This window comes from Nostoc sp. (genome assembly GCF_036919575.1).
Taxonomy (GTDB): Bacteria; Cyanobacteriota; Cyanobacteriia; order Cyanobacteriales; family Nostocaceae; genus Nostoc.
In genome coordinates this window covers 35,755-60,623 of the sequence record NZ_JBALBY010000059.1, presented here as the reverse complement: position 1 = coordinate 60,623, position 24,869 = coordinate 35,755, and the positions used below count along the sequence as shown (strand labels likewise).

At 42.6% G+C, this 24,869-nt stretch carries 19 protein-coding genes and 2 tRNA genes; 13 read left to right on the top strand and 8 right to left on the bottom strand.

The window, feature by feature from the left end; all coding sequences use genetic code 11:
* The first annotated feature begins 79 nt into the window (after positions 1-79).
* Complete coding sequence (locus V7K27_RS16295) at positions 80-1,204, top strand: RRXRR domain-containing protein (RefSeq protein WP_334948926.1); 1,125 nt, start codon at positions 80-82, stop codon at positions 1,202-1,204.
* 36 nt (positions 1,205-1,240) lie between these two features.
* On the top strand, positions 1,241-1,831 hold the full coding sequence (locus tag V7K27_RS16290) for an SAM-dependent methyltransferase (protein ID WP_334948924.1): 591 nt from the start codon (positions 1,241-1,243) through the stop codon (positions 1,829-1,831).
* A gap of 238 nt (positions 1,832-2,069) precedes the next feature.
* Here V7K27_RS16290 and V7K27_RS16285 read toward each other — a convergent pair whose 3' ends face one another.
* A complete protein-coding gene (locus V7K27_RS16285; protein ID WP_334948922.1) occupies positions 2,070-3,323 on the bottom strand; it encodes a glycosyltransferase family A protein in 1,254 nt (417 codons plus the stop codon).
* Positions 3,324-4,514: 1,191 nt separating this feature from the next.
* Here V7K27_RS16285 and V7K27_RS16280 point away from each other — a divergent pair.
* Positions 4,515-5,219 carry a mobilization protein gene (locus V7K27_RS16280; RefSeq protein ID WP_334948920.1) on the top strand — a complete coding sequence of 235 codons (705 nt, stop codon included), beginning with the start codon at positions 4,515-4,517 and terminating at the stop codon, positions 5,217-5,219.
* A gap of 504 nt (positions 5,220-5,723) precedes the next feature.
* On the opposite strand, the gene V7K27_RS16275 is transcribed toward V7K27_RS16280, so the two are convergent.
* Positions 5,724-7,781, bottom strand: a complete 2,058-nt coding sequence (locus V7K27_RS16275) for a potassium channel family protein (protein WP_334948918.1) — start codon at positions 7,779-7,781, stop codon at positions 5,724-5,726.
* Positions 7,782-7,913: 132 nt separating this feature from the next.
* Between V7K27_RS16275 and V7K27_RS16270 the strand changes: the two genes are divergently transcribed.
* Positions 7,914-8,393: a pentapeptide repeat-containing protein gene (locus V7K27_RS16270; protein WP_334948916.1), complete on the top strand. Its 480-nt coding sequence runs from the start codon at positions 7,914-7,916 to the stop codon at positions 8,391-8,393.
* 266 nt (positions 8,394-8,659) lie between these two features.
* Here the strand turns inward: V7K27_RS16270 and V7K27_RS16265 are convergent, their stop codons facing one another.
* Positions 8,660-9,433: a glucosamine-6-phosphate deaminase gene (locus tag V7K27_RS16265; RefSeq protein ID WP_334948971.1), complete on the bottom strand. Its 774-nt coding sequence runs from the start codon at positions 9,431-9,433 to the stop codon at positions 8,660-8,662.
* Positions 9,434-9,739: 306 nt separating this feature from the next.
* On the opposite strand from V7K27_RS16265, the gene V7K27_RS16260 reads away from it, so the two are divergent.
* The 3 genes from V7K27_RS16260 to V7K27_RS16250 all read left to right on the top strand — a co-directional run bounded on the left by V7K27_RS16260 (position 9,740) and on the right by V7K27_RS16250 (position 12,517).
* Positions 9,740-10,438 carry an HAD family hydrolase gene (locus V7K27_RS16260; RefSeq protein WP_334948914.1) on the top strand — a complete coding sequence of 233 codons (699 nt, stop codon included), beginning with the start codon at positions 9,740-9,742 and terminating at the stop codon, positions 10,436-10,438.
* Between the two features lie 218 nt (positions 10,439-10,656).
* Positions 10,657-10,728, top strand: a tRNA-Thr gene (locus tag V7K27_RS16255).
* Positions 10,729-10,984: 256 nt separating this feature from the next.
* Positions 10,985-12,517, top strand: a complete 1,533-nt coding sequence (locus V7K27_RS16250) for a SagB/ThcOx family dehydrogenase (RefSeq protein WP_334948969.1) — start codon at positions 10,985-10,987, stop codon at positions 12,515-12,517.
* Positions 12,518-12,793: 276 nt separating this feature from the next.
* On the opposite strand, the gene trhO is transcribed toward V7K27_RS16250, so the two are convergent.
* A complete protein-coding gene (gene trhO / locus V7K27_RS16245; RefSeq protein ID WP_334948912.1) occupies positions 12,794-13,693 on the bottom strand; it encodes an oxygen-dependent tRNA uridine(34) hydroxylase TrhO in 900 nt (299 codons plus the stop codon).
* 59 nt (positions 13,694-13,752) lie between these two features.
* Here trhO and V7K27_RS16240 point away from each other — a divergent pair.
* From V7K27_RS16240 to V7K27_RS16230, 3 genes are all read left to right on the top strand, one after another.
* Positions 13,753-13,825: transfer RNA gene (locus tag V7K27_RS16240), tRNA-Ala, on the top strand.
* Positions 13,826-14,206: 381 nt separating this feature from the next.
* Positions 14,207-14,653, top strand: coding sequence for a DUF2127 domain-containing protein (locus V7K27_RS16235; protein ID WP_334948911.1), 447 nt, complete (start codon positions 14,207-14,209; stop codon positions 14,651-14,653).
* A gap of 146 nt (positions 14,654-14,799) precedes the next feature.
* Positions 14,800-16,206, top strand: a complete 1,407-nt coding sequence (locus V7K27_RS16230) for a lysophospholipid acyltransferase family protein (RefSeq protein ID WP_334948909.1) — start codon at positions 14,800-14,802, stop codon at positions 16,204-16,206.
* A gap of 376 nt (positions 16,207-16,582) precedes the next feature.
* Here V7K27_RS16230 and V7K27_RS16225 read toward each other — a convergent pair whose 3' ends face one another.
* Together V7K27_RS16225 and V7K27_RS16220 are read right to left on the bottom strand one after the other, a co-directional pair.
* Complete coding sequence (locus tag V7K27_RS16225) at positions 16,583-16,978, bottom strand: hypothetical protein (protein ID WP_334948907.1); 396 nt, start codon at positions 16,976-16,978, stop codon at positions 16,583-16,585.
* A 587-nt stretch (positions 16,979-17,565) separates the two neighbouring features.
* On the bottom strand, positions 17,566-18,741 hold the full coding sequence (locus tag V7K27_RS16220; RefSeq protein WP_334948905.1) for a sulfate ABC transporter substrate-binding protein: 1,176 nt from the start codon (positions 18,739-18,741) through the stop codon (positions 17,566-17,568).
* A gap of 242 nt (positions 18,742-18,983) precedes the next feature.
* On the opposite strand from V7K27_RS16220, the gene V7K27_RS16215 reads away from it, so the two are divergent.
* Positions 18,984-19,196: a hypothetical protein gene (locus V7K27_RS16215; protein WP_334948903.1), complete on the top strand. Its 213-nt coding sequence runs from the start codon at positions 18,984-18,986 to the stop codon at positions 19,194-19,196.
* Positions 19,197-19,199: 3 nt separating this feature from the next.
* Here V7K27_RS16215 and V7K27_RS16210 read toward each other — a convergent pair whose 3' ends face one another.
* Together V7K27_RS16210 and V7K27_RS16205 are read right to left on the bottom strand one after the other, a co-directional pair.
* On the bottom strand, positions 19,200-19,628 hold the full coding sequence (locus V7K27_RS16210) for a hypothetical protein (protein ID WP_334948901.1): 429 nt from the start codon (positions 19,626-19,628) through the stop codon (positions 19,200-19,202).
* 108 nt (positions 19,629-19,736) lie between these two features.
* Complete coding sequence (locus tag V7K27_RS16205) at positions 19,737-20,585, bottom strand: M28 family peptidase (protein ID WP_334948898.1); 849 nt, start codon at positions 20,583-20,585, stop codon at positions 19,737-19,739.
* A 439-nt stretch (positions 20,586-21,024) separates the two neighbouring features.
* On the opposite strand from V7K27_RS16205, the gene dnaK reads away from it, so the two are divergent.
* A complete protein-coding gene (dnaK, locus tag V7K27_RS16200) occupies positions 21,025-23,109 on the top strand; it encodes a molecular chaperone DnaK (protein WP_334948896.1) in 2,085 nt (694 codons plus the stop codon).
* 182 nt (positions 23,110-23,291) lie between these two features.
* Entirely contained in the window at positions 23,292-24,284 is a 993-nt protein-coding gene (locus V7K27_RS16195; protein ID WP_334948894.1) for a J domain-containing protein, read from the top strand.
* Positions 24,285-24,869 lie beyond the last annotated feature (585 nt).

Below are 24,869 nucleotides of genomic sequence, written 5' to 3'. Positions count from 1 at the left end.
GAATGCTTCCCAAGTTTTTAACCTCTTAGGCAGTCAGTAGCGATGGGATATACACACCTAGCAATAGGATTTATCGTAAATGTTTGTACCAGTAGTTGACCAAAATAACCGTCCCCTGATGCCAACGACACCTAGCAGAGCTAAACGTTGGATTAAATCAGGCAAAGCTACGCCATTCTTTAAAAAGGGGATATTCTGTGTTCGATTAAATCAAGAGCCAAGCAATAGAAATACTCAGCCAATTGCCGTTGGAATTGACCCTGGCAGCAAGCGCGAGGGGTTCACGGTAAAGTCGAAAATGCACACATATCTAAATATCCAGACTCATGCCATTGATTGGGTAAAAGACCATATGGAAGTTCGTCGTAATATGCGGCGTGCTAGGCGATTTCGTAATACCCCTTGCCGACAGAATCGTAAGAACCGACTTGTAAACAAACAAAAATTACCCTCCGGGTTCGGCAGTTCGCTATCGACGGGAACCGCCAAGACAGCGACTGCCTCACCACCATCGACTAAAGCTAGGTGGCAATGGAAGTTGCGTATTTGCAAGTGGTTAACATTAATATTTCCAATTTCAACTTTTGTGGTTGAGGACATCAAAGCCAAAACCCGCAAAGGTGGGAAAAAGTGGAACATTATGTTTAGTCCTTTAGAAGTTGGTAAAAAGTGGTTCTACTCAGAACTTAAAAGGCTTGCCAACATGGAAACTCGCACAGGGAACGACACTTACGAGATGCGTCAAAGTTTAGGGTTGAAAAAGTCTAAAAATAAATTGTCTAATAACTTTTCAGCCCACTGTGTTGATTCATGGGTGCTAGCTAACTGGTTTGTTGGTGGACATACAAAGCCTGAAAATATTCAACTAATTGAAGTTATTCCTTTGGAATTTCATCGCCGTCAACTTCACCGATTGCAGCACTCTGCTGGACATATCCGCTCTAGATATGGTGGAACGATTAGTGCCGGATTTAAACGCGGCTCAATAATCAAACACCCAAAATTTGGATTTTGTTATGTCGGGGGTTGGCAGGAATCACCAACAAAAAAAGATCCAAGCAGAAAAACAATTAGTTTACACAGTTTAGACACTGGTAAACGATTAACACAAAATGCACTTTCAAATGATTGTTTGTTCAAAGCATATTCTTCATGGAGAAGCACGGCTATTATTACTGCCGTTCGGCTTTCCTCCACTGTCTAAAGTCAAGTGGTTTCCAGCCGTATCGAGGATTTTCTTATGAACCCGTTACAATCTAACTCCCTACCACCGAGCTACTTTGATCAACTCTACAGCGAAGATCCTGACCCGTGGAAGTTTGAGACAAGTGTTTACGAAGCTAACAAATATGCTGCCACGATCGCAGCTTTACCCAAAGAGCGTTATCGGTCTGCCTTTGAAATCGGTGGTTCCATTGGCGTTTTAACTGAGAAGCTACAAGCGCGTTGCGACAGATTGCTCTCAGTTGATATATCAAAACTGGCGCAGGATAGAGCAAAAGAGCGCTGTCAGCATCTCTCCAATGTGAACTTCCAGATTATGTGTGTCCCAGAGGAATATCCTGATGAGATGTTTGATTTGACCCTAGTCTCGGAAGTTGGCTATTACTGGAGCTGGGAAGACCTGAAAAAATCCCAACAGTGCATTTTAGAACACCTGGAACTAGGAGGACATTTACTTTTAGTTCATTGGACACTCTATGCCCGTGATTATCCTTTAAGTGGGGATGAAGTTCACGACTCGTTTTTGGAGTTGCCCTCAAATAAACTGCGGCATTTAAAAGGTCAACGTGAGCAAGAATATAGACTTGATTTATTCGAGCGAGTCTGATGAAGAAGAATGCAGAATTCAGAATTCAGAATTCAGAATTGTGAATCAATCAGTCGGGGATTGGGACTCGCCACTGAATTGTTGCACCACCAAATCATAGATTTGGTGGGGGTCTTAAACCCAGTTATTCATCCGCTTTTTCGGTCAGAATACCCAACTGAATTCTGACTCCTGAATTCTGTTCGATAAACCACTTTGGAAGCGTTACCCTACTCTAGGTGACGCTTTCCCTTAGCAATTATTGACGCAAACTCTCAAGACGCAAGCGCAAATCTCCAATTGCTTGTTCAATTTCCACAAATTTCCAGCGCGAAGCCCACGTTTGTTCTGACTGCTGGCGTTCTTCGACTTGTTCAAACAACTGACCAAAGGTATAAGGTTGGGTCAATTTTTGCATCAGCCATTGGGCTGAAACTCCCAGCATCTCTGCCAAGGATGCGACGCTGGTATGACTTGGTTGATAGCCATTGAGAACGCACCACCACATCACTCGTAATTGGCGACGTGCAACAAAACGAGTTTCGATAGCCCCTGCTGGCTCGACTACAAATGATTGCTGTCGCCGTCCCATTTCTATCCATTCATTCAGCTGATTTGCTAAACCAACATTGGTACGTCCGATTTGTCTTGCCGAAGTTACTACTCGCACTAATGAACTGTGCCGAAAACGGGCATTTACCCGTAGCAAGGCACGGTAAAAAGCTACATCTTCAGGAGTCCGCACTGCCGGTAAGCCTCCTGCCAGTGCATACATTTCTGCTGTTACTGCCAAACTTGCTCCATAGTGTTGATAATGGCGGGGAAAGCTGTCATGGGGGTCGGGATCAAGATAAGTTTCTAATTCAGTAATTAAATAGCGGTAGCCGACTTCACGCAGATAGCAAGCTCTGGCGTAAGGGTCTAGATTCGCACGACCAGCGGGCTCAACAAGAATTCGCCCACCGACAGCATCAGCACCACAGTTAATTTCGTACAGGTTGGCAGCAATCCAAGTTGGGCTTACCTGCGAGTCTCCATCAGTTGAAGCAATTACCCCCCTTGTGCGTCCTAAGCTAGACAAACGGCGGTATGCTTCATCCATCAAAATCTGACGGACTCGACCAATATAGGCTTCTGCAGGAGGCAGAGTTTTTTCAACTACATGCAGTGCTATATCTGGATGTTGCCCCGCGAAACTCCGGGCTATAGCTGCTGAATCATCGCTACAATTATTTGCCAACACAATTATTTCGTAACGTCTAGGATCTAAAAGCTGTCCTTCTAGATCAACTTGATGTATCAGGGCAGTAAGGGTTGCTGCCAACATCTGAGCTTCATTGCGAACTGGAACAATTACACAAACTTCACAATGCGGTGACGGCGGTATTTGGACTAAAGTTTGAGAAAAGTCTTTATCGAGCTGTACACATGGAAAGTCAGCAACGAAGAGTAAGCGCTTACTTTCCATAAAAACCATTTTTCCATCTCCAGGAGCAGCGACACAAGATTTCATCCACAATCGAAAATTATTAATATTTGTAACTCTATTTTCGATATTTTCTCATTTTCTGGGAATCTACCCACAGTATGATTAGTGCTGATTTCAACTCTCTGAAACATCAGCTATCAAATACTAACATTTGTCTGCTCTCACTAAAAGCTTTACTAATCAAGGTATAGTCTTCATATAGTCTTCATATCTTTTTGCTAACGTCAAATTTCAAACGAGAAAATCATACTTATTTAGTTAATTTTTTTATGAGAAATCAGTCTGAAGAAGGAGAGGAATAATATTACATATTATTAATATTTATATTTTAATAGTAACTAAATCAGACCAAAGCAGATTTATGCAAAAACTTAAACGCAAGATTAATAACCTGCTTTTTGGTCGTTATTACGCGATATCCGAGTTTTTATTAAAAATGATAATCGTGTAGAGGGATAAGCTGTTGCGTCTTTAATTTGCACTAATATTTTTTCAACATGGTTGTGGGGTGGGCAACATGAGCGCCCTGATAATGCAAGTTGTATACATAACAGCTTAGGAGGTGCTTGTGCGTGCGATCGCTTCCCACAAAAGTTCTGCCAGTGAGATAAGCTGAAAAACATCTAAGAAAGCATAACTGAATTAAACATAACTCTTGTGGGGGAGCCACTGCGTTGGGCGGGTTCCCCGACTTGAAGCAAGTGGCGTTGCGCTGGACAGCCTGCCCTAATGGGAGCAAGTGAAATGTGGAACAGCTTAGTCACAACTTCCTTACCGCAGTCAACACCCTAGTACAGGTTGGTGTAAAGAAACCACCCATTCCAAATAAATGAAACGCTTACGCTGTATACCTGTTTGAATTTGGAATAAGTGAATTTGGAATTCCGCCTTGCGCTACTAGTTAGGGATGCCTAGTGACTCCAAGGAGTTTGAGAAAGTGGAAGAAATAAAGGTCACGTACTGGTTCATTCAGTGGATCTGCTTTAATTAATATGTATAATCTTATCAATCAAACAACAGGCTGTGGTGATAGGATTAATTAAATTTTGAGCCAATTCAACAGAACGAATGATACACACAACCCCAGGACAGAAAATTCCTTGAGATAAAGGCATCTCAGAAAACTACCAAAACTATTAGGCGGCAACCGCCAACAAGTTCTCAGCTTGGGAAAGATGTATCAGACAAGTTTAATAAGTATTAGAGGTGGCTGTAATGCCGACGATTCATTTGGTGGATGGTGAAAAAGGCGGGGTAGGAAAGTCTCTCTTTACTAGGACAATGATTCAGTATTGTCTGGATAAGAAAATTCCGTTTGTACCAGTGGATACAGATAGGTCGAATCCAGATGTGGCAGGGGTGTATAAGGAAATATGTAAGTATGCTGTGTTTAGTGAGAATGAACGACACGCAGATAAGGCAGATAAAATATTTGAGTGGGCAATTGAGAAGCCAGTAATTGTGAATTTAGCCGCCCAATCGCATAGAGCAGTACAAGGGTGGATTGACTCTAATCAATTATTTGAACTAGGGAGTTCGCAGGGAGTGATGTTTTGCAAATGGTTTGTATCGACTGGAGGATACGACAGCATGAACCTGTTTGCTCAGTCACTGAATACCTACGGTGAGAGAATCCCTCATATTCTGGTGAGGAATTTAGGGCTGTGTGATGATTGGGAGCATATAGAGTCAGACTCAAACTTTCAGAAAATAGTCAATAAATATAAGATAAAAGTTATAGATTTTCCGAAGTTAGCATATAAAGAAAGAAACATAATTGACCAAAATCGCCTGACGTTTGCGGAGGCGAGAGAGTATAAAGAATTTGGGATAATTGGGAGACAGAGAGTAGTGAATTTTCTGAAGCTTGCTTACAGTGCTTTTGAGAGAGTCGGTATCTGGTATGAAAAAGTTGAATAGTTACAGCAGAATTCAGAATTCAGGGGTCAGAATTCAGAAGTAAAACAGCTTTTACACCAGGGTTTGAGACTTTGGTTGTGTACCTCACTTTCGTTGAAATGCGCTGTATTTGTTGGGCTGAGGCAGTTCTTGCTGGAGTTTGAAAACTTGTGTTGCATAAAGGTTTGTAGTAATGGCTGAAGCCATTACTACAAACCTATTTAGTTAATTTTAAATTGCGTAATATATATCATCTCCGGTAGCATACCCATAATAAAAGAACCCCACCCCCAACCCCTCCCCGCTTGCGGGGAGGGGAGCTAGAGCGCAGCTTTGGCTCTTTGGGGTTCCGGGTATTATGCTTAATTGCCCGGATGTGATATAATATACAGAAGAATTCAGAATCCAGAATTCAGAATTCAGAAGTAAAACATGGTTTGTACCTGGCTTTGGGACGAATCGTTGTGTACTTCACTTCCCTTGAAATCTGCTGTAGTTTGATTTATTCTTGGCGACTTACTTAATTTAGCTATTTGATGGTTGCCCAATGAAGATTACATTTGCCAAAACTTGTATTTTTGTTAACTCGCGCACCAGACGTTGAGCTTGATGTTTATAAAGTGGTATTGGCAATACTATAGGCAAATTATTCATCCATTGCCTAGCAGTATTCAAACTACATCCGGTAATCAAGACTATTTCTTCAGCACTATACATAATCGCATTTGTCGTCAGAGCTTTTTCAATCTGCACGCTCCATTGGCGAGGCAGCATTTCACCCCATTCAATTCGCTGTAAACTAGTGCTTGTGGCTAAAACAATCAAGCGATCGCCAGCATGAAGTTTAACATCATACCAGGGCATTAAGGAGTAATTGTCTTGCCGATATTTCTGGTAGAGAATCGGCACAACACTGTAGCCATAGGCTATTTCAGATAGAAGCAACCCATTCAGGGTATCACCATCTTCAATCTTATATTCTGTCACCATGACTATTTGCTCACTCAAGTGAAACAAGCTCAGAACATTTTCTCCAAAGGCAGCACAAGCAAAGACTTCCGCCGACAAAGCCGCGCCACACAGAACTTCAGCATAGGGAAACAGAGGGGCGATATTATCACTAAATTGGCGGTCTTGAGAGCGGATAATTAAGGTAGTGGCGGGGTTCATTGCATGAGCCATCAAACCAATTTCCAGATTTTCCATGTTATCGTCCCCAACTAAAACGATGCTTTTGGCATGGGAGAGATTCACCTTAGTGAGTGCTTCGGTAGCATTGCCAACGATAAGGGGCATATCGGGTAAAATCTCTTGGTCGAGAGTGGTAGGATGAATTCCTACTAACGGCTGATTGAGTTCTTGCAAAAGAGCAGCCACTCTTTGTCCCAAGCGATTTAAGCCAATAATCACCACATGGTTGCGTTGTGGGATGGGAGGACGAGAATTGAAAAAATGGAATCTGGAAGTGACAAGGGCATCAGTTAGCAGTGCATATAATACTCCTACGAAAGCTTGACCTGTCAACGTTAGTCCCAGGCTAAACAACCGCAACCACCAAGGCATATGGTCTGAGGGTTGTGGTTGCGATGTAAACTTAACACCGCCAAATAAATCTCCGTATCCTCCCAACAGCAAGACTCCTGTTGCATAGAAAGCTTCTTGGAGGGAGATGTCAGGATAATATAAACGGTAAAGAACTATTCCAACCAGCCAGAGAATAAATACAGTAATCGCATAGATTGTCGCAATTCGCCGGATTTGATTTTGGCTTTGGTAGTAAGATTGCCAAAATTGCGCTATTTTCTCCTTAAGATTTTTCGCTGTGATGCCTTGGATAAAATTTTGCCACTGCCACTTTTGGCGATGAGATTTCCGGTGTTGCTCAGAGAAAGCCAAATCGTATGCAACATCAATGTAAACTAGCGTGTCTCCTACCTGCACTTCTGCCTCTGGGTTCCAGCCAAACAATTCTTTTGGTGGGTTAGATGAAACAGGTCTGTGACTCAAGATGCGGCGAGTTGTGAGATTTAGTCTATGTACTGGCTTGCCATTACACCAGCTATCCTTCGCTTGTACCTGGTGCTTTATCACTTGCAATAGTTCCCCTTCTAAGGTGAAATATCCAATAGCTTCAGAGCCGAGGGCTGTCAGAGCGAAAGCATGAGCTGAGAGATGAGTAGGCTCAAAGGCAACAAAATTGCCGAGATTTTCCCACAAGAGTTTGTTGAAATTTTGTTTGTCAGAACGTACAATTAGCCGAATGTGCGGATTCAGACGCCGTGCTGCAAAGGCAGCTTCGATATTTATCCGCTCATTTCTGGTGACTAAAAGTATTGAACGACACTGGCTGATATCTGCCTGCTCTAGAACACTTGGCTGGCGGCAGTCTCCGATGACTAACTTTTCTAGTAAGCTTGGTATTTCTGGGACTTCCCAATGTTCGGGCTGCACATCGTCAATAGCGCTGACTTTAACATCGTACTCTTTTAGGACTTCAACACAATGTTGCCCTAAACTTTGGAGTCCGCATACTAAGAAAAGGTCTTGGGGTTTTTTTTGATTGCTGGTAGAAGGGGGATGCACTTTCTGTTGATGGCAGCATTCGATACTGTTAACAGTATGTGTTTATTAGGATTATATCTTACTGATTGTGCGATCGCTTGAATTGGGCATTGGGCATTGGGCAATATGTGTTACTTGATGTGGGAGTTGGGTATGGAAAGAGAGAGAGTTACTGTAGAAGAATTTCTCAGACGTTATGCTGCTGGGGAACGAGATTTCCAGCAGATCCTTTTAGAATACGCTGACTTGAGTGGGGTTGAACTGCAAGGTATCAATCTGGATGGCGCTCAATTTTGTTATGTCAACTTGAGTAGTATTAAGTTGTGGTATTGCAATTTGAAAGCTCAGTTCATTTACTGTAACTTCAGGGATGCTCTTATCGAGAATTGTGACTTGGAAAGTACTCGGTTTTTTGACTGCGATTTGGGAGGAATTAATACCAGAATATGCGATTTGACCTGTACTCGTTTCATCAGAGTTAATCTTCGAGATGCCAAGTTGAGCGGTTCCGGCGAAGATCCTTGTAGGTTCTGGGACGTTATTCGGGAAGATGGAGTTTTCGTCCCTGGTTTTACATCCGACCTTTATATTGCTGAACGTATTGCTGAAGGCACAACTAAAGGGGTTTTCTGACCATGTAAAGGGTTGCTTTTCAATAATATCCTGAATTTCTTTAGGAACAGTTGACAAAAAGTTATAGTGAATTCCAGGAGCTTGATTTTTGATACATCACCAAAAACTTTTAGGGATTTCCAAGAAATAAATTATCCAAATAAACGAACCACAGAGACGCAGAGAACACAGAGAGAGGAGAAATAGAGAGGGTTTTTGCGTCAGTTTTGAGATATTTTTTTATTTGGAAGTCCCTTAAAACATCTTCTGATAATTCCGAGAGAAGTTCAAGAAAGCAAACTAGCAGAATTAACATCCAAAAATAACGTTGCTTGGGATTGTTGACGGAGAATAGAAGCCGGACAATCTGTACTTATAGCTCCTTGCAACATCTCTTTTACCACATTCGCTTTACGTTTTTCTGGAGCAAGACAGATAATTTTTTTAGCTGAACAAATCGTCGGAATGGTGAGAGTAAAAGCATATTGTGGGACAGCTTCTAGATTCGGAAAGTGACCAGTGCTTACTTGTTGCTGACGGTTCACTGTATCCAGTTTCACTAGTTTCACACTGTAAGGATCTTGAAAATTTGCTACTGCGGGATCGTTAAAAGCCAAATGTCCATTTTCGCCAACACCAAGACAGCATAAGTCAATTGGTTGGGCAAGGAGTAGTTTAGTGTAGCGATCGCACTCTTCCACTGGTTGCAATGTATCACCTTCTATATAGTGAAATTCCTTAGGAGCAACCCGCTTCTCTACACGTTCTCGCAGATAGCGCCGGAAACTGGCAGAATGGTCAGCAGTAATTCCCAAATATTCATCTAGATGGAACAGAATAATCCGTGACCAATCTACACCACCCAATGCAATCAAAGCATCGAGAAATTTGAGTTGGGAGTTACCTGTTGCTAATAATACAGCAGCTGTATCCTGAAGATTGAGAACTTGCTGTAAATGCTTTTGCACGATTTCGGCAACATCCTGAGCCATTTCGACTTCAGAGTTGTAAATCTGCACTAGTAAATCATCAACGTGAAAAAAGTTTGTAGCGGCTAGCATTTGCTTACACATCTCACTTTTGTAAAAAGCCTGGGAAAACCTCACCCCAACCCTCTCCTTGGTAAGGAGAGGGAGCAAGAATCTTGTTTCTCATCTGGTATATTTGTCTCCTTGGTAAGGAGAGGGAGCAAGAATCTTGTTTCTCATCTGGTATATTTGCTTTCACTGGGATGCTCCCGATAAAGAAGAGAGGTTTTCCAGATGCCGTGAAAAGTCATGTATTGACGAAAGAACAATCACTAAGGACAAAAACAATGTAAACTATTTAAATTAAGTTAACAATTATTTACATTTTACCCAAAAATTATGCTGGCTGCAATTCTCTTTGATCTAGACGGCACTATTGTCAACACTGACCCGATACACTACCGAGCTTGGCAGCAAACGCTGTTAAATTACAGCATAGAAATTGACGAAACATTTTATAAATCCCGAATTAGTGGTCGGCTAAATCCAGAAATTGTTAAGGACATTCTGCCACAATTATCAGCAGCAGAAGGGCAAAAATTTGCAGACGAAAAAGAGGCGCTTTTCCGCGAACTCGCTCCACATCTACAACCACTGAGTGGATTTTCTGAACTACTAGCATGGACAGATACACATCAGTTAAAACGTGCGTTAGTAACTAATGCCCCTAGATTAAATGCAGAATTTATGCTAGAGGTTTTGGGAATAAAAGAAGCTTTCCATACAGTTGTTTTAGCGGATGATTGTATTGCAGGTAAACCCGACCCTGCACCCTACCAAGTAGCCCTGAATAAGTTGGGGATTACAGCAGAGGAAGCGATCGCTTTAGAAGACTCTCCCTCTGGTATTCGGTCGGCGGTGGGCGCAGATATCCGCACTATTGGCATCACCTCCACGCACGATCCGCAAATTTTGCAGTCAGTCGGCGCATTTATGGCAATTCCAGATTTTACTGATTTGCAGTTGTGGACATTGCTGAACTCACTCATAGAGACAGATTTAGGCGCGATCGCTCCATTAGTCAATAAAACCCCATAGCGATCGTTTGTATGCAATACACCCTAACTTCCATTTCCCTAAGATGTCCCTGAATCAGTTGTCAAATGCAGATGGCAACTGATAAAGCTAATATAGTCAGTTGCTCTGTGGTAAATTTCTGAAGAGACAGATATTTTTTAGCGATCGCAGCTAGACAAATAAGTAGATTATGGTACAATAAGAAATTGCGGTTGCTATTTAAGAGCGAACCCTAACTTGCCAGCATAGCACAGTGGTAGTGCATCCGACTTGTAATCGGAAGGTCGCGAGTTCAAATCCCGCTGCTGGCTTTCAGAAATATCGAATAACACATTATTTGTCGTCGCAAACGATAAATCCTGATTTTTTGGTCAAATTCACTTTATAGGACTTACGCAAAAGTACTAGGCTATACGGTTTAGTTAGCGCTTGCCTTCCCAATGCCCCAATACAGTTGTTACCAAATACCACTTTGTGACTCTGAGGATTGTACCAATTGACACGAAATAATGGGGCTAATGAATGCCAAGATCAAAAAAAGGATGCCCCAAGGATATTGAAAGTACTATGCCAGAATTACACCAATCAATTGCCCAGCATTATCACGAACGGACTAAATACAACCCTGAGACTCTCGCCTCCAAAAATCAAGGGTTAGACTGGGCTAAACAGCCAGTGCCTTTCAAAGAGTACAAAATTGGCTCTACTTTTGATCTCAAACCCTATATCCAAGAAAAACCACAGGCTTATGCTAATAACCCAGATGCTCAATGGTGGCAAAGACTTTCAAGGCTGCTATTTCGCAGCTATGGATTGACGGCGAAAATGCCTTCTATGGGTAGTGCGGTGTATTTACGGGCTGCTCCCAGTGCCGGCGGATTATACCCTGCTGAGGTGTATGTGGTTTCCCGTGGTACGTCGTTATTGCCCCCCGGACTGTATAACTATCAGTGTCGGACTCATTCTCTGATGCATTATTGGGAAAATGATGTTTGGCAAACTCTTCAAGCAGCTTGTTTCTGGCATCCTGCTTTAGAAAATACCCAACTTGCAATTATTGTGACTGCGGTATTCTATCGTTCTGCGTGGCGCTATGAAGATCGGGCTTACCGCCGGATTTTTCTAGATGCGGGACATCTGTTGGGCAATATCGAATTGGCTGCTGCGATTACTGACTATCGCCCCCATTTAATCGGCGGTTTTGTGGATGAATCGGTGAACGATCTGCTTTATATCGATCCGCAACAAGAAGGTGCGATCGCTGTCTTACCTCTGGCAGACTTGTTAGATATCAATCAAAATTTGCCATTGGGATGTACTGCTTTACCTTCCGCCACCGAAACCAGTTATCCTCAAATCCCCGATGGTGAATTGTTGGCATATTTCCATCGACACACCGAGATCCAATTAGGTATAACTGGCAATCTCAATCTACCAACTATTAAACAAGAAAAATCTTTGGAGGATAAATACAATTTTCCTTTCTGTTTAAAAATTCCTACCACCACTGCACCTATAGACTGGGGACAAAATCTGTCAGAACTGGAAATCACTATGTACAAGCGACGCTCTACCCGCGCTTACAATGGTGAGGATTTAACTTTCGATGAATTGAAAAGTTTACTCGATTTCACTTACCAACCGCAAAATTACATTGACCAAAGTTTAGATATTTCTCCAGACTACTTTGATCTAAATTTAATCGAAACATTCATTGCTGTTTGCGGAGTCCAAGGATTAGAAGCGGGTTGTTACTATTACGCACCCAAAGCCCAAGAATTACGCCAAATTCGGTTTAAAAACTTCCGGCGAGAGTTGCATTTTCTCTGTTTAGGACAAGAATTAGGGCGAGATGCAGCAGCAGTATTATTTCATACAGCCGATCTGAAAGCTGCGATCGCACAATATGGCGATCGCGTTTACCGTTATTTACACATGGATGCTGGTCATTTGGGACAACGCCTGAATTTAGCGGCAATCCACCTAAATGTCGGCGTCAGTGGCATCGGTGGATTCTTTGATGACCAAGTAAATGAAGTTTTGGGTATCCCTGCTGATGAAGCCGTTCTATATATCACCACATTGGGGCGTCCAAGATAAAACTAGGACTTACGCATTCACAGAAAATACCAAATATGTGTTGTCAAAAAAACCGGATCTGTCGTCGGAGTAAAGCGCATTGCTTATGCGTGTCAACTTAACATAAAAGCCAGCCTAGAACTAGCTTTTAGAAATTGTCTCGTGTCTCGTTCCCAGTCTCTGACTGGGAATGCCTATGGGAGGCTCTGCCTCTTAACTTGCGGCAGAGCCGCAATGAATAGCATTTCCAGCCAGAGGCTGGAAACGAGGTTTTAATTACGAATTACGAATTACGAATTACGAATTATTCAGTTGGGTTTGATAGTGGCGCCATTTTTGCTGCTGACGCGCTCTTTTCTCCTCGGTGAGGCTATCAAAACAATAGGGACAGGAGATACCTAGCTCATACTTTGGAGACAGCTTATCTTCTTCAGAAATCGGACATCCACAACAGAAGCACCGCTCACAACTGCCTTCTTCCAACCCATGACTAACGGCTACCCGCTCATCAAAGACAAAACATTCGCCTTCCCATAAACTTTCCTGTGCTGGAACTTCCTGCAAATACTTGAGAATGCCGCCTTTGAGATGATAGACTTCAGCAAAGCCTTGGGCAAGCATGAAGGATGAGGCTTTTTCACAGCGAATGCCGCCTGTACAAAATAGAGCAACCTTTTTGTGTTTAGTTGGGTCGAGGTGGTGTAGCACATAATCGGGAAATTCTCGGAATGAGCTAGTTTGAGGATTTTCTGCTCCTTGGAAAGTACCGATATTCACCTCATAATCATTGCGGGTGTCAATCACAGTTACTTCTGGATCACAAATCAAATCATTCCATTCCTGGGGATTGACATAAGTGCCAACTTGCTCACTTGGGTCAATTTCAGGCAACCCCAAAGTAACAATTTCTGGCTTCAACCGCACCTTCATCCGCTCAAAGGGCGGGGTTTCGGTATAGGATTCTTTCGATTCTAGGTCTGCTAAACGGGGGTCAGAACGCAAAAAGCAGAGAACAGAGTCAATCGCCTGACGCGAACCCGCAATTGTACCGTTAATGCCTTCTTGTGCTAGCAAAATTGTCCCCTTGACATCTTGCGCTTGGCAATAAGACAGCAGAGGATCTCGTTTCTCGGCAAAATCTGGCAGCTTGACAAATTTATACAGTGCTGCGACAACTTGGATATTTTCTGGCTTCATCCCTTTGGTAATGGTACAATAACAACGGCAACCAAAGTTACCTATTATTTTAATTTTATGGGGGTTTAGCTCAGTTGGTAGAGCGCCTGCTTTGCAAGCAGGATGTCAGCGGTTCGAGTCCGCTAACCTCCATTTACACAGGGTTTCATTTATTTTAACCACATCTGTCGTAGGGGGCACAGCAATGCTCATTGGTGTCAACTTAAGCCTTGGCGAATAGAATTCGCGGCTACACAAACAAAGTCCACCTTCGTGGACTAATACAAAATCAAAGATTCTTAACCCACGTTCGCCCTTGGCGTTCCGTAGGAAAGGTGGGTAAAGCCTCGTGTAGACGCGGTTTCTAACCGCCCTTTTAACGTTAAGTTGACACGCATGAGCAATGCTGTGCCCCTGCTTGTTGGGAAAAGTGGAAAGATCGGGCGATCAAGTATTGCTAGAATAAGCGTCTTAGTTGGCATCATCCAGAGCCAGTTAGTCAAAGTTGGACTTATATATACTTAAGGGGGTTGTTTGAAAAAACGTCCATTGGGATTAGTGGTAATTGTTCTCTACAAAACATTTACCGCCTTGCTGCTTATGGCTACTGCGATCGCCTTATTATTGACATTAAAAAATTATCAAAATCTAGAGGCTTTTTCAGAAGATTATGTTTTAGAAGGTAAATCGATAATTATTGATTGGCTTTTAAAAAAAGTTCTCAACTTAAATCCCCGAACTTTGGCATTTAGCGGCATTGCAGCAGGAGTCTATGCTATTGTTACTAGTATTGAAGCCGTTGGTTTATGGTACGAAAAGCGTTGGGCGCATGTCTTAGTGTTGGTACTTGTCGGTATCAGTATTCCGCCAGAAATTTATGAATTGATCCGAGGGTTCTCTCCGATAAAAATATTGATTCTTGTGTTGAACTTAGCAGTGTTTGGCTATTTATTCCGAAATTTTCCTAAACATCCAAACTAATACTAATTCAAAATTAAGAAAGGCTCTTTTCAATCTAAAATCTAAAATCTAAAATCCAAAATTGTGTGACGACAGGAGGCTGCGGGTTTAGACAAAACCAAGACCCCACGTTGTACAATCGCTAGAAATACAATCTGGAGAGCGACTTGCCTAGATCGATTCAGTCTACTCAACCACCACTGAAATTTATTACTCAACGGTTTAACCGCCTGATACTCCAGATTGTTCGGTGGTTACTACCGATCGCACTACGGTTTCGCACTCGACCTTGGCTAACGGCTGGTATTGTCCGTATTGAAGCCAAAAATGTTGAGGTATTAGCCGAACTTTATCAACAATTTCAGGCTGGAAAAATTCGCTTTTTGTTGGCATTTCGCCACCCAGAAGTAGAAGATCCTCTTTGTATGCTGTATTTGCTTTCCCGCATTGTGCCACGGGTTGCACGTCAGAAAGGTATTACACTGCAATCTCTTGTTCACAGCTATTTTCTTTATGACCGGGGTATGACGGTTTGGGCTGGAGATTGGCTGGGTTGGTTGTTCTCTAGAATCGGAGGTGTGTCGGTTCATCGCGGTAGGCGACTAGATCGGCAAGCGATTCAAACTGCACGGGAGTTGTTTGCTAATGGCCAACTACCGATCGCAGTGGCACCAGAAGGCGGTACTAATGGTCATAGTGGCATTGTTAGCCCACTGGAACCGGGTGTTGCTCAAATGGGGTTCTGGTGTGTAGAAGACTTGCAAAAAGCTAACCGGACTGAAACTGTGATCATTGTGCCGATCGCTATCCAGTATCGCTACGTTCAGCCACCTTGGTCTAAACTAGATTCGCTGCTAAGTAAGTTGGAAGCTGATAGTGGCTTGCCGATAATGGGAATTGATTCGGGCGATCGCGAAGAGTTTTACTATCAACGCATCTATCGGTTGGCTGAATATCTGATTACAGAGATGGAAGAGTTTTATCGTCGCTTCTATCATCAAGACATTCCAAAAACCATCTCAACCGATGAATCTGCTAATCCGAATCAGGTGTTGATTGCCCGACTTCATCGCTTACTGGATAAAGCTTTACAAGTTGCCGAACAATATTTTGGAGTTCAAGCGCAGGGTAATTTCATTGACCGATGTCGCCGTTTGGAAGAGGCTGGTTGGAATTACATTTATCGGGAAGATTTGCCAGATATCAATGCTTTAGCACCCTTTAAACGCGGTTTAGCAGACTGGATTGCCCAGGAAGCAGACTTACAAATGCGACATATGCGGATAGTGGAAAGTTTTGTTGCCATCACAGCTACTTATATTCAGGAACAACCGACGGCGGAACGTTTTGCAGAAACAGCTTTGCTTATATTCGATATGCTTTCTAGAATTCAGGATACAACACTTCCGGGGCGACCTCAGTTAGGTTTGCGACAGACACAAATCACCGTGGGAGAGCCAATTTCAGTTACAGAACGCTTTGGTAATTGTCAGGGCGATCGCCTGGCGGCTAGACAAGCTGTGAGCGATTTGACAAAAGATTTACAGGTTGCGTTGGAGAAGATGATTAGTTGAAGAAGAATTCAGGAGCAGAGCTTGGGATTGCTTCTCGCTGGCATTGCGGGCAGTTTTGACTTTTTTAATTACGTTAGCGTATCGGTAGCGAGTCCGCAAGGGTTATTACAAATTATGAATTATTTTTCTGGCTGTAGGCGATCGCTCTGATGAAGGTAAAACCTTGGGTTACGCAATGTGCAACTTAAAATTCAAAGCCTCTCTTCTAAAAGGAGAGAGGCTTTGAATTTTCCACCTTCCCTCTGAAAGAAGGGGGCTGGAGGTTGGGTTTTAGTAAAACTTGTACAGGGCGTTGGGTTATATTGGTGTACTTTTCAAAAGTATAAATCGACCAACTGAAGCCATTACTAATTTGCAGCAATCTCTCCAAATCAGCTTAGAAATTCGGGGTTCTCAACGACAAAACGCCAATAGTGCTTATAGGTTTAGCAACAACTATTGTACTTGGTGCTTGCAGAGTAAAACTTACTGTGTCTGTTGGACCGAGTTGCTGTGATAATACTGGTGCAAATTGGGCTGTTGAAGAACTGTATAAAATGTATTCTCCACTATAACTACCGGTTTGTCCAGGTTGTAAAAGTTCCTGAGTTGGCACTACGTTCTGTCCCAAATTATAAAAACCTCTCGTACTTCCTGAATTATTGATAACTGTAAAACCTCCAGTAATTTCAGAGGCTTCATTGGAGCTTAATTCAGATAATGAATTGTCATCAAGGTCATCAAAGCTAATGAAAAAAGAATCTTTTACTGTTTTAGAAGTTGTTTCTAGCATGAGGAGTCTCCAAAAAATACTTTTGAAATGGATTCTTTCAAACTAGAATAGTTTTGTCAAGCATTTTAATGCTTATTTATAACTCTGGAAAGAGAATAATTAAGGCGAAATCTAACCCCTAACTCCCTTCCTTTTTGGGTTTATCTAAATGCGCTCAACCGCAAACTACAAACCTATTCACTCACAGTAACTTATGTGGTGTAATTGGCAAATCCCGAATCGGCTTACCTGTGGCATGATAAATTGCATTAGATATGGCTGCTGCTACAGTGCTATTTCATTCTCATCTAGCCCGCCTCAGAATGAATTTACCAGTCTAAGAGGATGTTTGAAAAGTTCTCTTGTCGGTATCAAAAGTTTTAGATCCCTCTAAATCTCCCGATAAATTGGGAGACTTTGATTCTAGTTCCCCCCAATTTATCGGGGGGTTAGGGGGCATCTAAAAGTGCCTAAAGTCACAGCGAAACACTTTTCAAACAACCTCTAATAGCGAAAGTCGTCTAAAGAGGTCAAAATTCATTCTGACTCCTGACTCCTGACTCCTGACTCCTGAATTCTGAATTCTGAATTCTGACTCCTGACTCCTTCTAAGACTTTTTCGCTCGAATTTTGTCAAAGATTGCACCTTCATCAAAGAATTTCTTTTGAATTTCGTCCCATCCTCCTAAATCTTGAGCTTTGAAGATAGTTTTAATTTTGGGAAATTTGCCTTCCACTTCTTTTGTAACAGTCAGGTCAACGGGACGAAATCCTAATTTGGTAAACTCTCGTTGCGATTCTGGGGTGTAAAGAAATTTGATAAATGCTTCTGCAATCGGGCGAGTACCATGTTTATCAACATTTTTGTCTACAACAGCAACAGGATTATCGATAGAGATATTGACATCAGGCACAAAATATGAGAACTTTTTGCCATTTTTTGCTAACAAAATCATCTCGTTTTCGTAGTTGAGTAGAACATCACCTTTATTATCGTTGAAGAACAGTTCAGTGGCATTTCGAGCCGTTTTAGGCAACAAAGGTGCATTGTTATAGACTTTGGAGGTAAAGTCTATTGCTTGATTTTCATTTCCGCCAGTTTTTGTCACAGAACCCCAAAGAGTCAGGAAGTTCCAGCGAGCACCGCCAGAGGTTCTAGGGTCAGGTGTAACCACATTTACGCCGTCTCGTGCCAAATCTGCCCAAGTTTTGATATTTTTGGGATTACCTTCACGAATAGCGATCGCATCTACAGATTTGGTAACAATTGCATCATTAGGCGCTTCTTTTTCCCAACCCGGTTGAATAAAACCCACCTCAACCAATTTATTAATGTCAATGGCAAGTGATAGGTGTACCACATCAGCTTCCTTACCGTCAATCACGGCAAAAGTCTGGGAACCTGACCCATCATAGCTTTGATTGAAAGTAACGTTTTGGTTATGTTCTTTCTTCCACAGTTCGATAAATTTGGGAATGATCTGCTGATATGCTGCACTAGTAACCGAGTAAGAAACAAATGTTAGGGTTAGATCACGCTCGGAACCCGCGCCAGCATTACCAGTATTATCGACTTTAGGTGAAGAGCAGGCAGCCATCACTACACTCAAACTAACTCCGACCAAAAATAGAGACACAACGCCCCACGAAGAATACTTATACAACCAATTTCGTATTAGTTGTACGTGCCACTGTCTTGCAGCGTGTAAAGCTTTAACAATATAAGTCTGAACTAATTCAGTCAAATATCTCCTTGATTTAGGTGTACGTTGCCCCTGGTTCATCAAATTTTTTCCCTGAATCTGCGGTAACTTGAGCTAGATGCTGTAGTTAAGGAGCATTATAAAACAGTGGTTAAGGATGAATAACTTTTTATTAACCTAAATTTAAACTCAAACCCGCCTGTAGGGGTTTTGACTGATCGCAAATATATCATCAAGTTTCGTCCCACACCAAACTTTCGGGTGTAATTAACGCTACAACGGGCAATGTGGATTTTTAACCAGCGTCTCGTTGTGCATCTGCAATGCCTTGCCAACTAACTAACCAAAATATCACAATTAATACCCAGGATACTACTGCTATTTCATTGACTAGCGATCGCAGAAATTCCACTGAACGCAGTTACCCACAACTAAATTTAGCCAGAGATTTAAGCTGTTTAGCTGTCCATGAGCGTTTATGTTGGGTAGCAGAGGTAAAAAAAATCAACCTCCGGTCAATCGTGGTGGGTTTTTAAAGATTAGAGGGCTAAGATTCGAGGGTCAAGAATTCTACTTGCAAAATCGTTAGAAAGAAGTACTGTATCTCCTTCCAGACTAAAAGCTACTCTGTTTGTTGAACCGAGTTTCCCTGATAATACTGGCTTCAATTGGGTTCTTGAAGAATCATATAAAATATATTCTGCATAATCATAAGTACCGCTTTTTCCAGGTTGTAAAAATACCTCTGTAGCTGTCAATCTCGATTGAGCTAGTATTGGTGATAGTATTGTTGATGTCGATACGGTCTGTTCCAAAATATAAAAATTTATCGGACTTCCTGACCTATTGGTAACTGTAAAACCTCCACTAATTTCAGAGGCTTCATCGGAGCTTAATTCCGATAATAAATTCTCATCAAAGCTAATAAAAAAAGAATCTTGTACTGTTTTAGAAGTTGTTTTTAGCATAAGGAGTTTCCAACATAGATATCAATTAAAAGTTTGTCAAACTAAAAGAATTGTGTCAAACATTTTAATGTTATTTAATAACTTTAAAAAGAGAATAATCAATATTTTTCACAACCCCCGAATCGCAATTTCCAACCCTTCACATACACCGCTCAGAAAATCTAAATCTAAAGTAGCGATCGCATCACTAGCTTTGTGATAATGTGGATTTCGCAAGAATGCCGTATCTGTAACCATCATTGCCGGATAACCGAAATCCCAAAAAGGTGCATGATCGCTAAGTCTGGTTTGGGGAACTATTAAACCTCGATTCGGCACGGGTAGCCATTGACTAGATACGCCAGCTTTGCGAATATTACGGCTCATGCCAATTAAGTCAGGCAATGTCCGCAAATTGCCAATTAAAGCAATAAAATCTCCTCTATCTGGGTAGAAGCGTTCCAGAGGAGAGGGATAACTTTGGCAACCGGGTGTAGAATCCTTATAGCCCAGCATTTCTAAGGAGAGCATTAAACGTAGCTGTTGCTTTTGTTCATGCAACAGGGCTGCATAGGCAGCACTACCCAATAAGCCGTATTCTTCCATATCGAAAGCAACCAGCCTTAAGGGATATCTTACAGCTTGGGCAGCAAACTTTCTGGCTAATTCCAGCAACACCGCCACACCTGTGGCATTATCATCAGCCCCAGGTGTCCCCGGAACGGTATCATAATGAGCAGCAATTAAAATAGGTGATAAATCCTTTTTTTGCCCTCTAGTTTGGGATGGTAAATTTAATATCAAGTTATTGCAAGCTTTGCCTCTGACTTCAAAGGTGTGGATTTCCACACTCCCCCATTGGGAAAATTGCTGGCGGATGTATTCTTGGACAAAAAAATGTCCAGCCGTTGCCATGTAAGGATCGCGTTCTCGTGCGATCGCAATCAGGGAAGTTTGTAATTGCTCTGTTAAATTCAAATTTTTAAAATAGTCGGAATATTAAGGTTTTCAGCCAATCTAAAGAAGCAGAGCAAGTATTCTTAAGGTCTATTTACCAACTTGCAGATCCCGTAAACAGAAGTAGGCGGATAACAAGAATCGAGGCTGCTTAGGCACACCAACCATCTCAATGCTATCCTAGTCTTGCAACTATCTCCTCTAGCTGCACATCTTAACTTAAGTAAGTCGTTGGAAATAAACCAAATTATGTTACAAAACGTAAATAGGCTTAAAACCTTGACCAATGACGAATGACAAAGGACAGCCCCAGCGAGTTAGCTTTAATTGTGCCGACTTACTTACTGCCTGAATGATCACTACTATACCATTGGGGTGTTTTTATCCTGTGGCAAAAAGCTAGAGGTAGTTCCGCCCAATCATAATAAATATATAAGACACTTTAGGAGAAGAGTAACGCATGGGCAAGGTAGTCGGCATCGACTTGGGTACAACCAACTCAGTAGTCGCCGTTATGGAGGGTGGCAAGCCGGTGGTGATTGCCAATGCAGAAGGAATGCGAACAACACCCTCCGTAGTTGGCTTTAGCAAAGATGGTGAAAGGGTGGTTGGGCAAATGGCACGGCGCCAAACCGTCCTCAATCCCCAAAATACCTTTTTCGCAGTTAAACGCTTCATTGGGCGGAAGTATGGCGAACTTAACCCAGATTCCAAGCGCGTACCCTACACCATCCGCAAAGACGAAGTAGGTAATATTAAAATCGCCTGTCCCCGTCTGAATAAAGATTTCGCCCCAGAAGAAATTTCGGCAATGGTGCTGAAGAAATTGGCAGACGATGCTAGTCGCTATTTGGGTGAACCAGTTACAGGGGCAGTGATTACAGTACCAGCTTATTTTAATGATTCTCAACGGCAGGCAACCCGCGATGCTGGCAGAATTGCTGGTTTAGAGGTGTTGCGGATTCTCAATGAACCAACTGCTGCATCTTTGGCTTATGGACTAGATCGGGGTGAGACGGAAACTATCTTAGTATTTGACTTGGGTGGTGGCACCTTTGACGTGTCGATTTTAGACGTTGGTGATGGGTTATTTGAAGTCAAAGCTACCAGTGGAGATACGCAACTTGGTGGTAATGACTTTGACAAAAAAATTGTAGATTGGTTAGCAGATCAATTTCTGGAAACAGAAGAGGTAGACTTAAGACGCGATCGCCAAGCTTTGCAACGTCTGATGGAAGCGGCGGAAAAAGCCAAAATTGAGCTTTCTGCTGTCAGCGTCACCGATATTAACTTACCCTTCATCACCGCCACGGAAGATGGCCCCAAACATCTGGAAACTCGTCTAACTCGTTCCCAGTTTGAAGGCTTGTGTGGTGATTTGGTGGGGCGCTTGCGAATACCAGTGAAACGCGCCCTCAAAGATGCCGGACTTTCACCTAGAGACATTGAAGAAGTTGTATTAGTTGGCGGTTCTACACGGATGCCAATGGTGAAGCAGTTAGTACGGGACTTAATTGGTACAGAACCCAACGAAAACGTTAACCCCGATGAAGTCGTGGGAGTGGGTGCAGCAATTCAAGCCGGAATTCTCGCCGGCGAACTCAAAGATGTGCTGCTTTTGGATGTCACACCCCTTTCTTTGGGATTGGAAACCATCGGCGGCGTGATGAAAAAACTTATTCCTCGCAACACCACCATCCCAGTTCGCCGTTCTGATATTTTTTCCACGTCCGAAAATAACCAAAATACTGTGGAAATTCACGTAGTCCAGGGCGAACGGGAAATGGCAGCAAATAACAAGTCTTTAGGACGATTCAAGCTGTATGGCATCCCGCCAGCACCACGAGGAATTCCCCAAGTTCAGGTGTCACTTGATATTGATGCTAACGGTATTTTACAGGTAACAGCTCTCGATAGAACCACTGGGCGAGAGCAAAGTATTACCATTCAGGGCGCTTCCACCTTGAACGAGTCAGAAGTGAATCGGATGATTCAGGACGCTCAAAAATACGCCGATGTCGATCGCGAACGTAAAGAAAGAGTCGAAAAACGGACTCGTTCTGAGGCGTTGATTTTCCAAGCAGAACGCCAACTTAGAGAAGTAGCACTGGAATTTGGTATGCAGTTTGCCCGCAGCCGCCGCCAAAGAATTGATAATATTTGCCGACAACTAAAAGAGGGTCTTAAGGAAAATAGCGATCGCGCTATTGATCAAGCCTACGCCGATTTGCAAGATGCTCTCTATGAGCTAAATCGGGAAGTCCGCGAGACTTATGCTGAGGATGAAGACGACGACTTATTTGGTACTATCCGGGACATCTTTACTGGCGGTGATAAAGATAAAGAACGCGAACCTATGCGAGAGACATATCGAGAACGCGACTCATACAACAGTAAGGACTATGGCAGAGATTACGGTAAAGACTATGACAGAGACTATAGCCGAGACAGTCGTTCTTCCTCCTCTGATAGCCGTCCACCACGCAAATCCCGCCCCACCTACCAAGATAACTGGGATGATGAAGAAGACAATGATTGGTTGTAATACTTTTAATAAAAGTTAGAAGTGAGAAGTTAGAAGTTAGGAGTGAGGAGTTAGGAGTGAGGAGTTAAAAATTAAATCTTTCAACTTATAACTCATAACTCTTGTACAGACGCGATTAATCGCGTCTCTCCTAGCTCATAATTAATTCCAAATCTAAAATCTAAAATTTAAATAACTGAACTATGCAAAATTTGCCGAACTTTCGAGATTACTACGAGATTTTGGGAGTAAATAAAGAGGCTTCTAGTGAGGAAATTAAAAAGGTTTATCGGCGGTTAGCAAGGCAATATCACCCCGATCTGAATCCGGGTAACAAAGAATCTGAGGAGAAATTTAAGGATATTGGTGAGGCTTATGAAGTTCTTTCAGATCCAGCCAAGCGATCGCAATACGACCAGTTTAGCCGCTATTGGAAGCAAAAAAGCTTTGCGGGCAACAAACAAGCGCCCAAGGCTAAAACTTGGCAGAGTAGTGCTAGCGATCGCAACAGTAATCAGGAGGTAGATCCTAGTCAATTCTCTGACTTTGAGAGCTTTATTAATCAAGTTATCGGCGTCAAAAATAAAAGTGCGACAAATAACTCCAGTAATGGTACTAACGATCCGTTTCGTTCCCCCAGAACAAAAGTTGCCTATACCCCTAACAGCCCACCTCGCACCACCCGTCGGGATATAGAAGCCAGATTAACGCTCCCACTAGAAAAAGCTTATCAAGGTGGTAATGAACGCATTCGTTTGGAAGATGGGCGATCGCTAGAAGTTAATATGCCTCCAGGTATGGTAACAGGTCAAACTATCCGTTTGCGGAATCAAGGCGTTGGTGGTGGCGACCTCTACTTAAAAATTACCGTTGAGCCTCATCCATTATTTAAGCTAGAAGGTTTAAATATAGTTTGCCAGGTTCCCGTTACTCCCAGCGAGGCAGTTTTAGGAGGACAGGTAGAAGCACCAACTCTTGATGGCCCAGTGAAAATGACAATTCCCCCAGGAGTTAGGTATGGTCAAAAATTCCGACTAGGAAATAAAGGCTACCCCAGTGATGACGGTAAACGTGGGGATCAATTAGTGGAAATTCAGATCGTTACCCCGAAAAATATTACTGAAGAAGAACGGGAACTTTACGAAAAGTTGCGTCAAATTGAAACCTTTAAACCCCGCGCTGATTTATTAGGTTAGGGATGAAATATAGCAGAATTCAGAATTCAGGCGTCAGAATTCAGAAGTAAAACAGGCTTTATATCACCTCTACACACTATGCAAAACATCGTAAGATCCCCCTAAATCCCCCGATAAATTGGGGGACTTTGAGAATTTTTTGCCCCCCTTTTTAAGGGGGGTTGGGGGGATCAAAAGGCTGTGGGGCAACCTGACAAGACTTGTGTGTGTACACCGTAGCTTGACAAGGGGGGATTAAGGGGGGTAATTCGACTTGTGTGTACACCGGGCCTCGCCTGCGGGGTTTCCTCGTTCCCATACGGAGTATGGGAATGCATTCATTGAGTCTCCGACTCATGACTCAATATTTAACTGGAGGCAGACCCTCTAATCAGCCATTCCCACGCAGAGCATGGGAACGAGGAACCCCAAAAAGCCAAAGTTGCGCTTTAGCTCCCCTCCCCGCAGGCGGGGAGGGGTTGGGGGTGGGGTTCTTTTTCTGACTTCTGAATTCTGAATTCTGAATTCTGTATTCTTCTTAATCATTAGACAGAATTTGTTCTGGTAAAAAATCCGCCTCCCGGTGCTAGCAAAAGTCTGGTAGAC

Excerpts from the sequence above, each read along its gene's own strand:
- dnaK (WP_334948896.1), top strand. The coding sequence starts at position 21,025 with ATGGGCAAGGTAGTCGGCATCGACTTGGGTACAACCAACTCAGTAGTC.
- V7K27_RS16250 (WP_334948969.1), top strand. The coding sequence starts at position 10,985 with ATGCCAGAATTACACCAATCAATTGCCCAGCATTATCACGAACGGACT.
- V7K27_RS16285 (WP_334948922.1), bottom strand. The coding sequence starts at position 3,323 with ATGAAATCTTGTGTCGCTGCTCCTGGAGATGGAAAAATGGTTTTTATG.
- V7K27_RS16280 (WP_334948920.1), top strand. The coding sequence starts at position 4,515 with ATGCCGACGATTCATTTGGTGGATGGTGAAAAAGGCGGGGTAGGAAAG.
- V7K27_RS16270 (WP_334948916.1), top strand. The coding sequence starts at position 7,914 with ATGGAAAGAGAGAGAGTTACTGTAGAAGAATTTCTCAGACGTTATGCT.
- V7K27_RS16265 (WP_334948971.1), bottom strand. The coding sequence starts at position 9,433 with ATGCTAGCCGCTACAAACTTTTTTCACGTTGATGATTTACTAGTGCAG.
- V7K27_RS16290 (WP_334948924.1), top strand. The coding sequence starts at position 1,241 with ATGAACCCGTTACAATCTAACTCCCTACCACCGAGCTACTTTGATCAA.
- V7K27_RS16225 (WP_334948907.1), bottom strand. The coding sequence starts at position 16,978 with ATGCTAGAAACAACTTCTAAAACAGTAAAAGATTCTTTTTTCATTAGC.
- V7K27_RS16210 (WP_334948901.1), bottom strand. The coding sequence starts at position 19,628 with ATGCTAAAAACAACTTCTAAAACAGTACAAGATTCTTTTTTTATTAGC.
- V7K27_RS16195 (WP_334948894.1), top strand. The coding sequence starts at position 23,292 with ATGCAAAATTTGCCGAACTTTCGAGATTACTACGAGATTTTGGGAGTA.
- trhO (WP_334948912.1), bottom strand. The coding sequence starts at position 13,693 with ATGAAGCCAGAAAATATCCAAGTTGTCGCAGCACTGTATAAATTTGTC.
- V7K27_RS16220 (WP_334948905.1), bottom strand. The coding sequence starts at position 18,741 with ATGAACCAGGGGCAACGTACACCTAAATCAAGGAGATATTTGACTGAA.
- V7K27_RS16215 (WP_334948903.1), top strand. The coding sequence starts at position 18,984 with ATGCCTTGCCAACTAACTAACCAAAATATCACAATTAATACCCAGGAT.
- V7K27_RS16295 (WP_334948926.1), top strand. The coding sequence starts at position 80 with ATGTTTGTACCAGTAGTTGACCAAAATAACCGTCCCCTGATGCCAACG.
- V7K27_RS16260 (WP_334948914.1), top strand. The coding sequence starts at position 9,740 with ATGCTGGCTGCAATTCTCTTTGATCTAGACGGCACTATTGTCAACACT.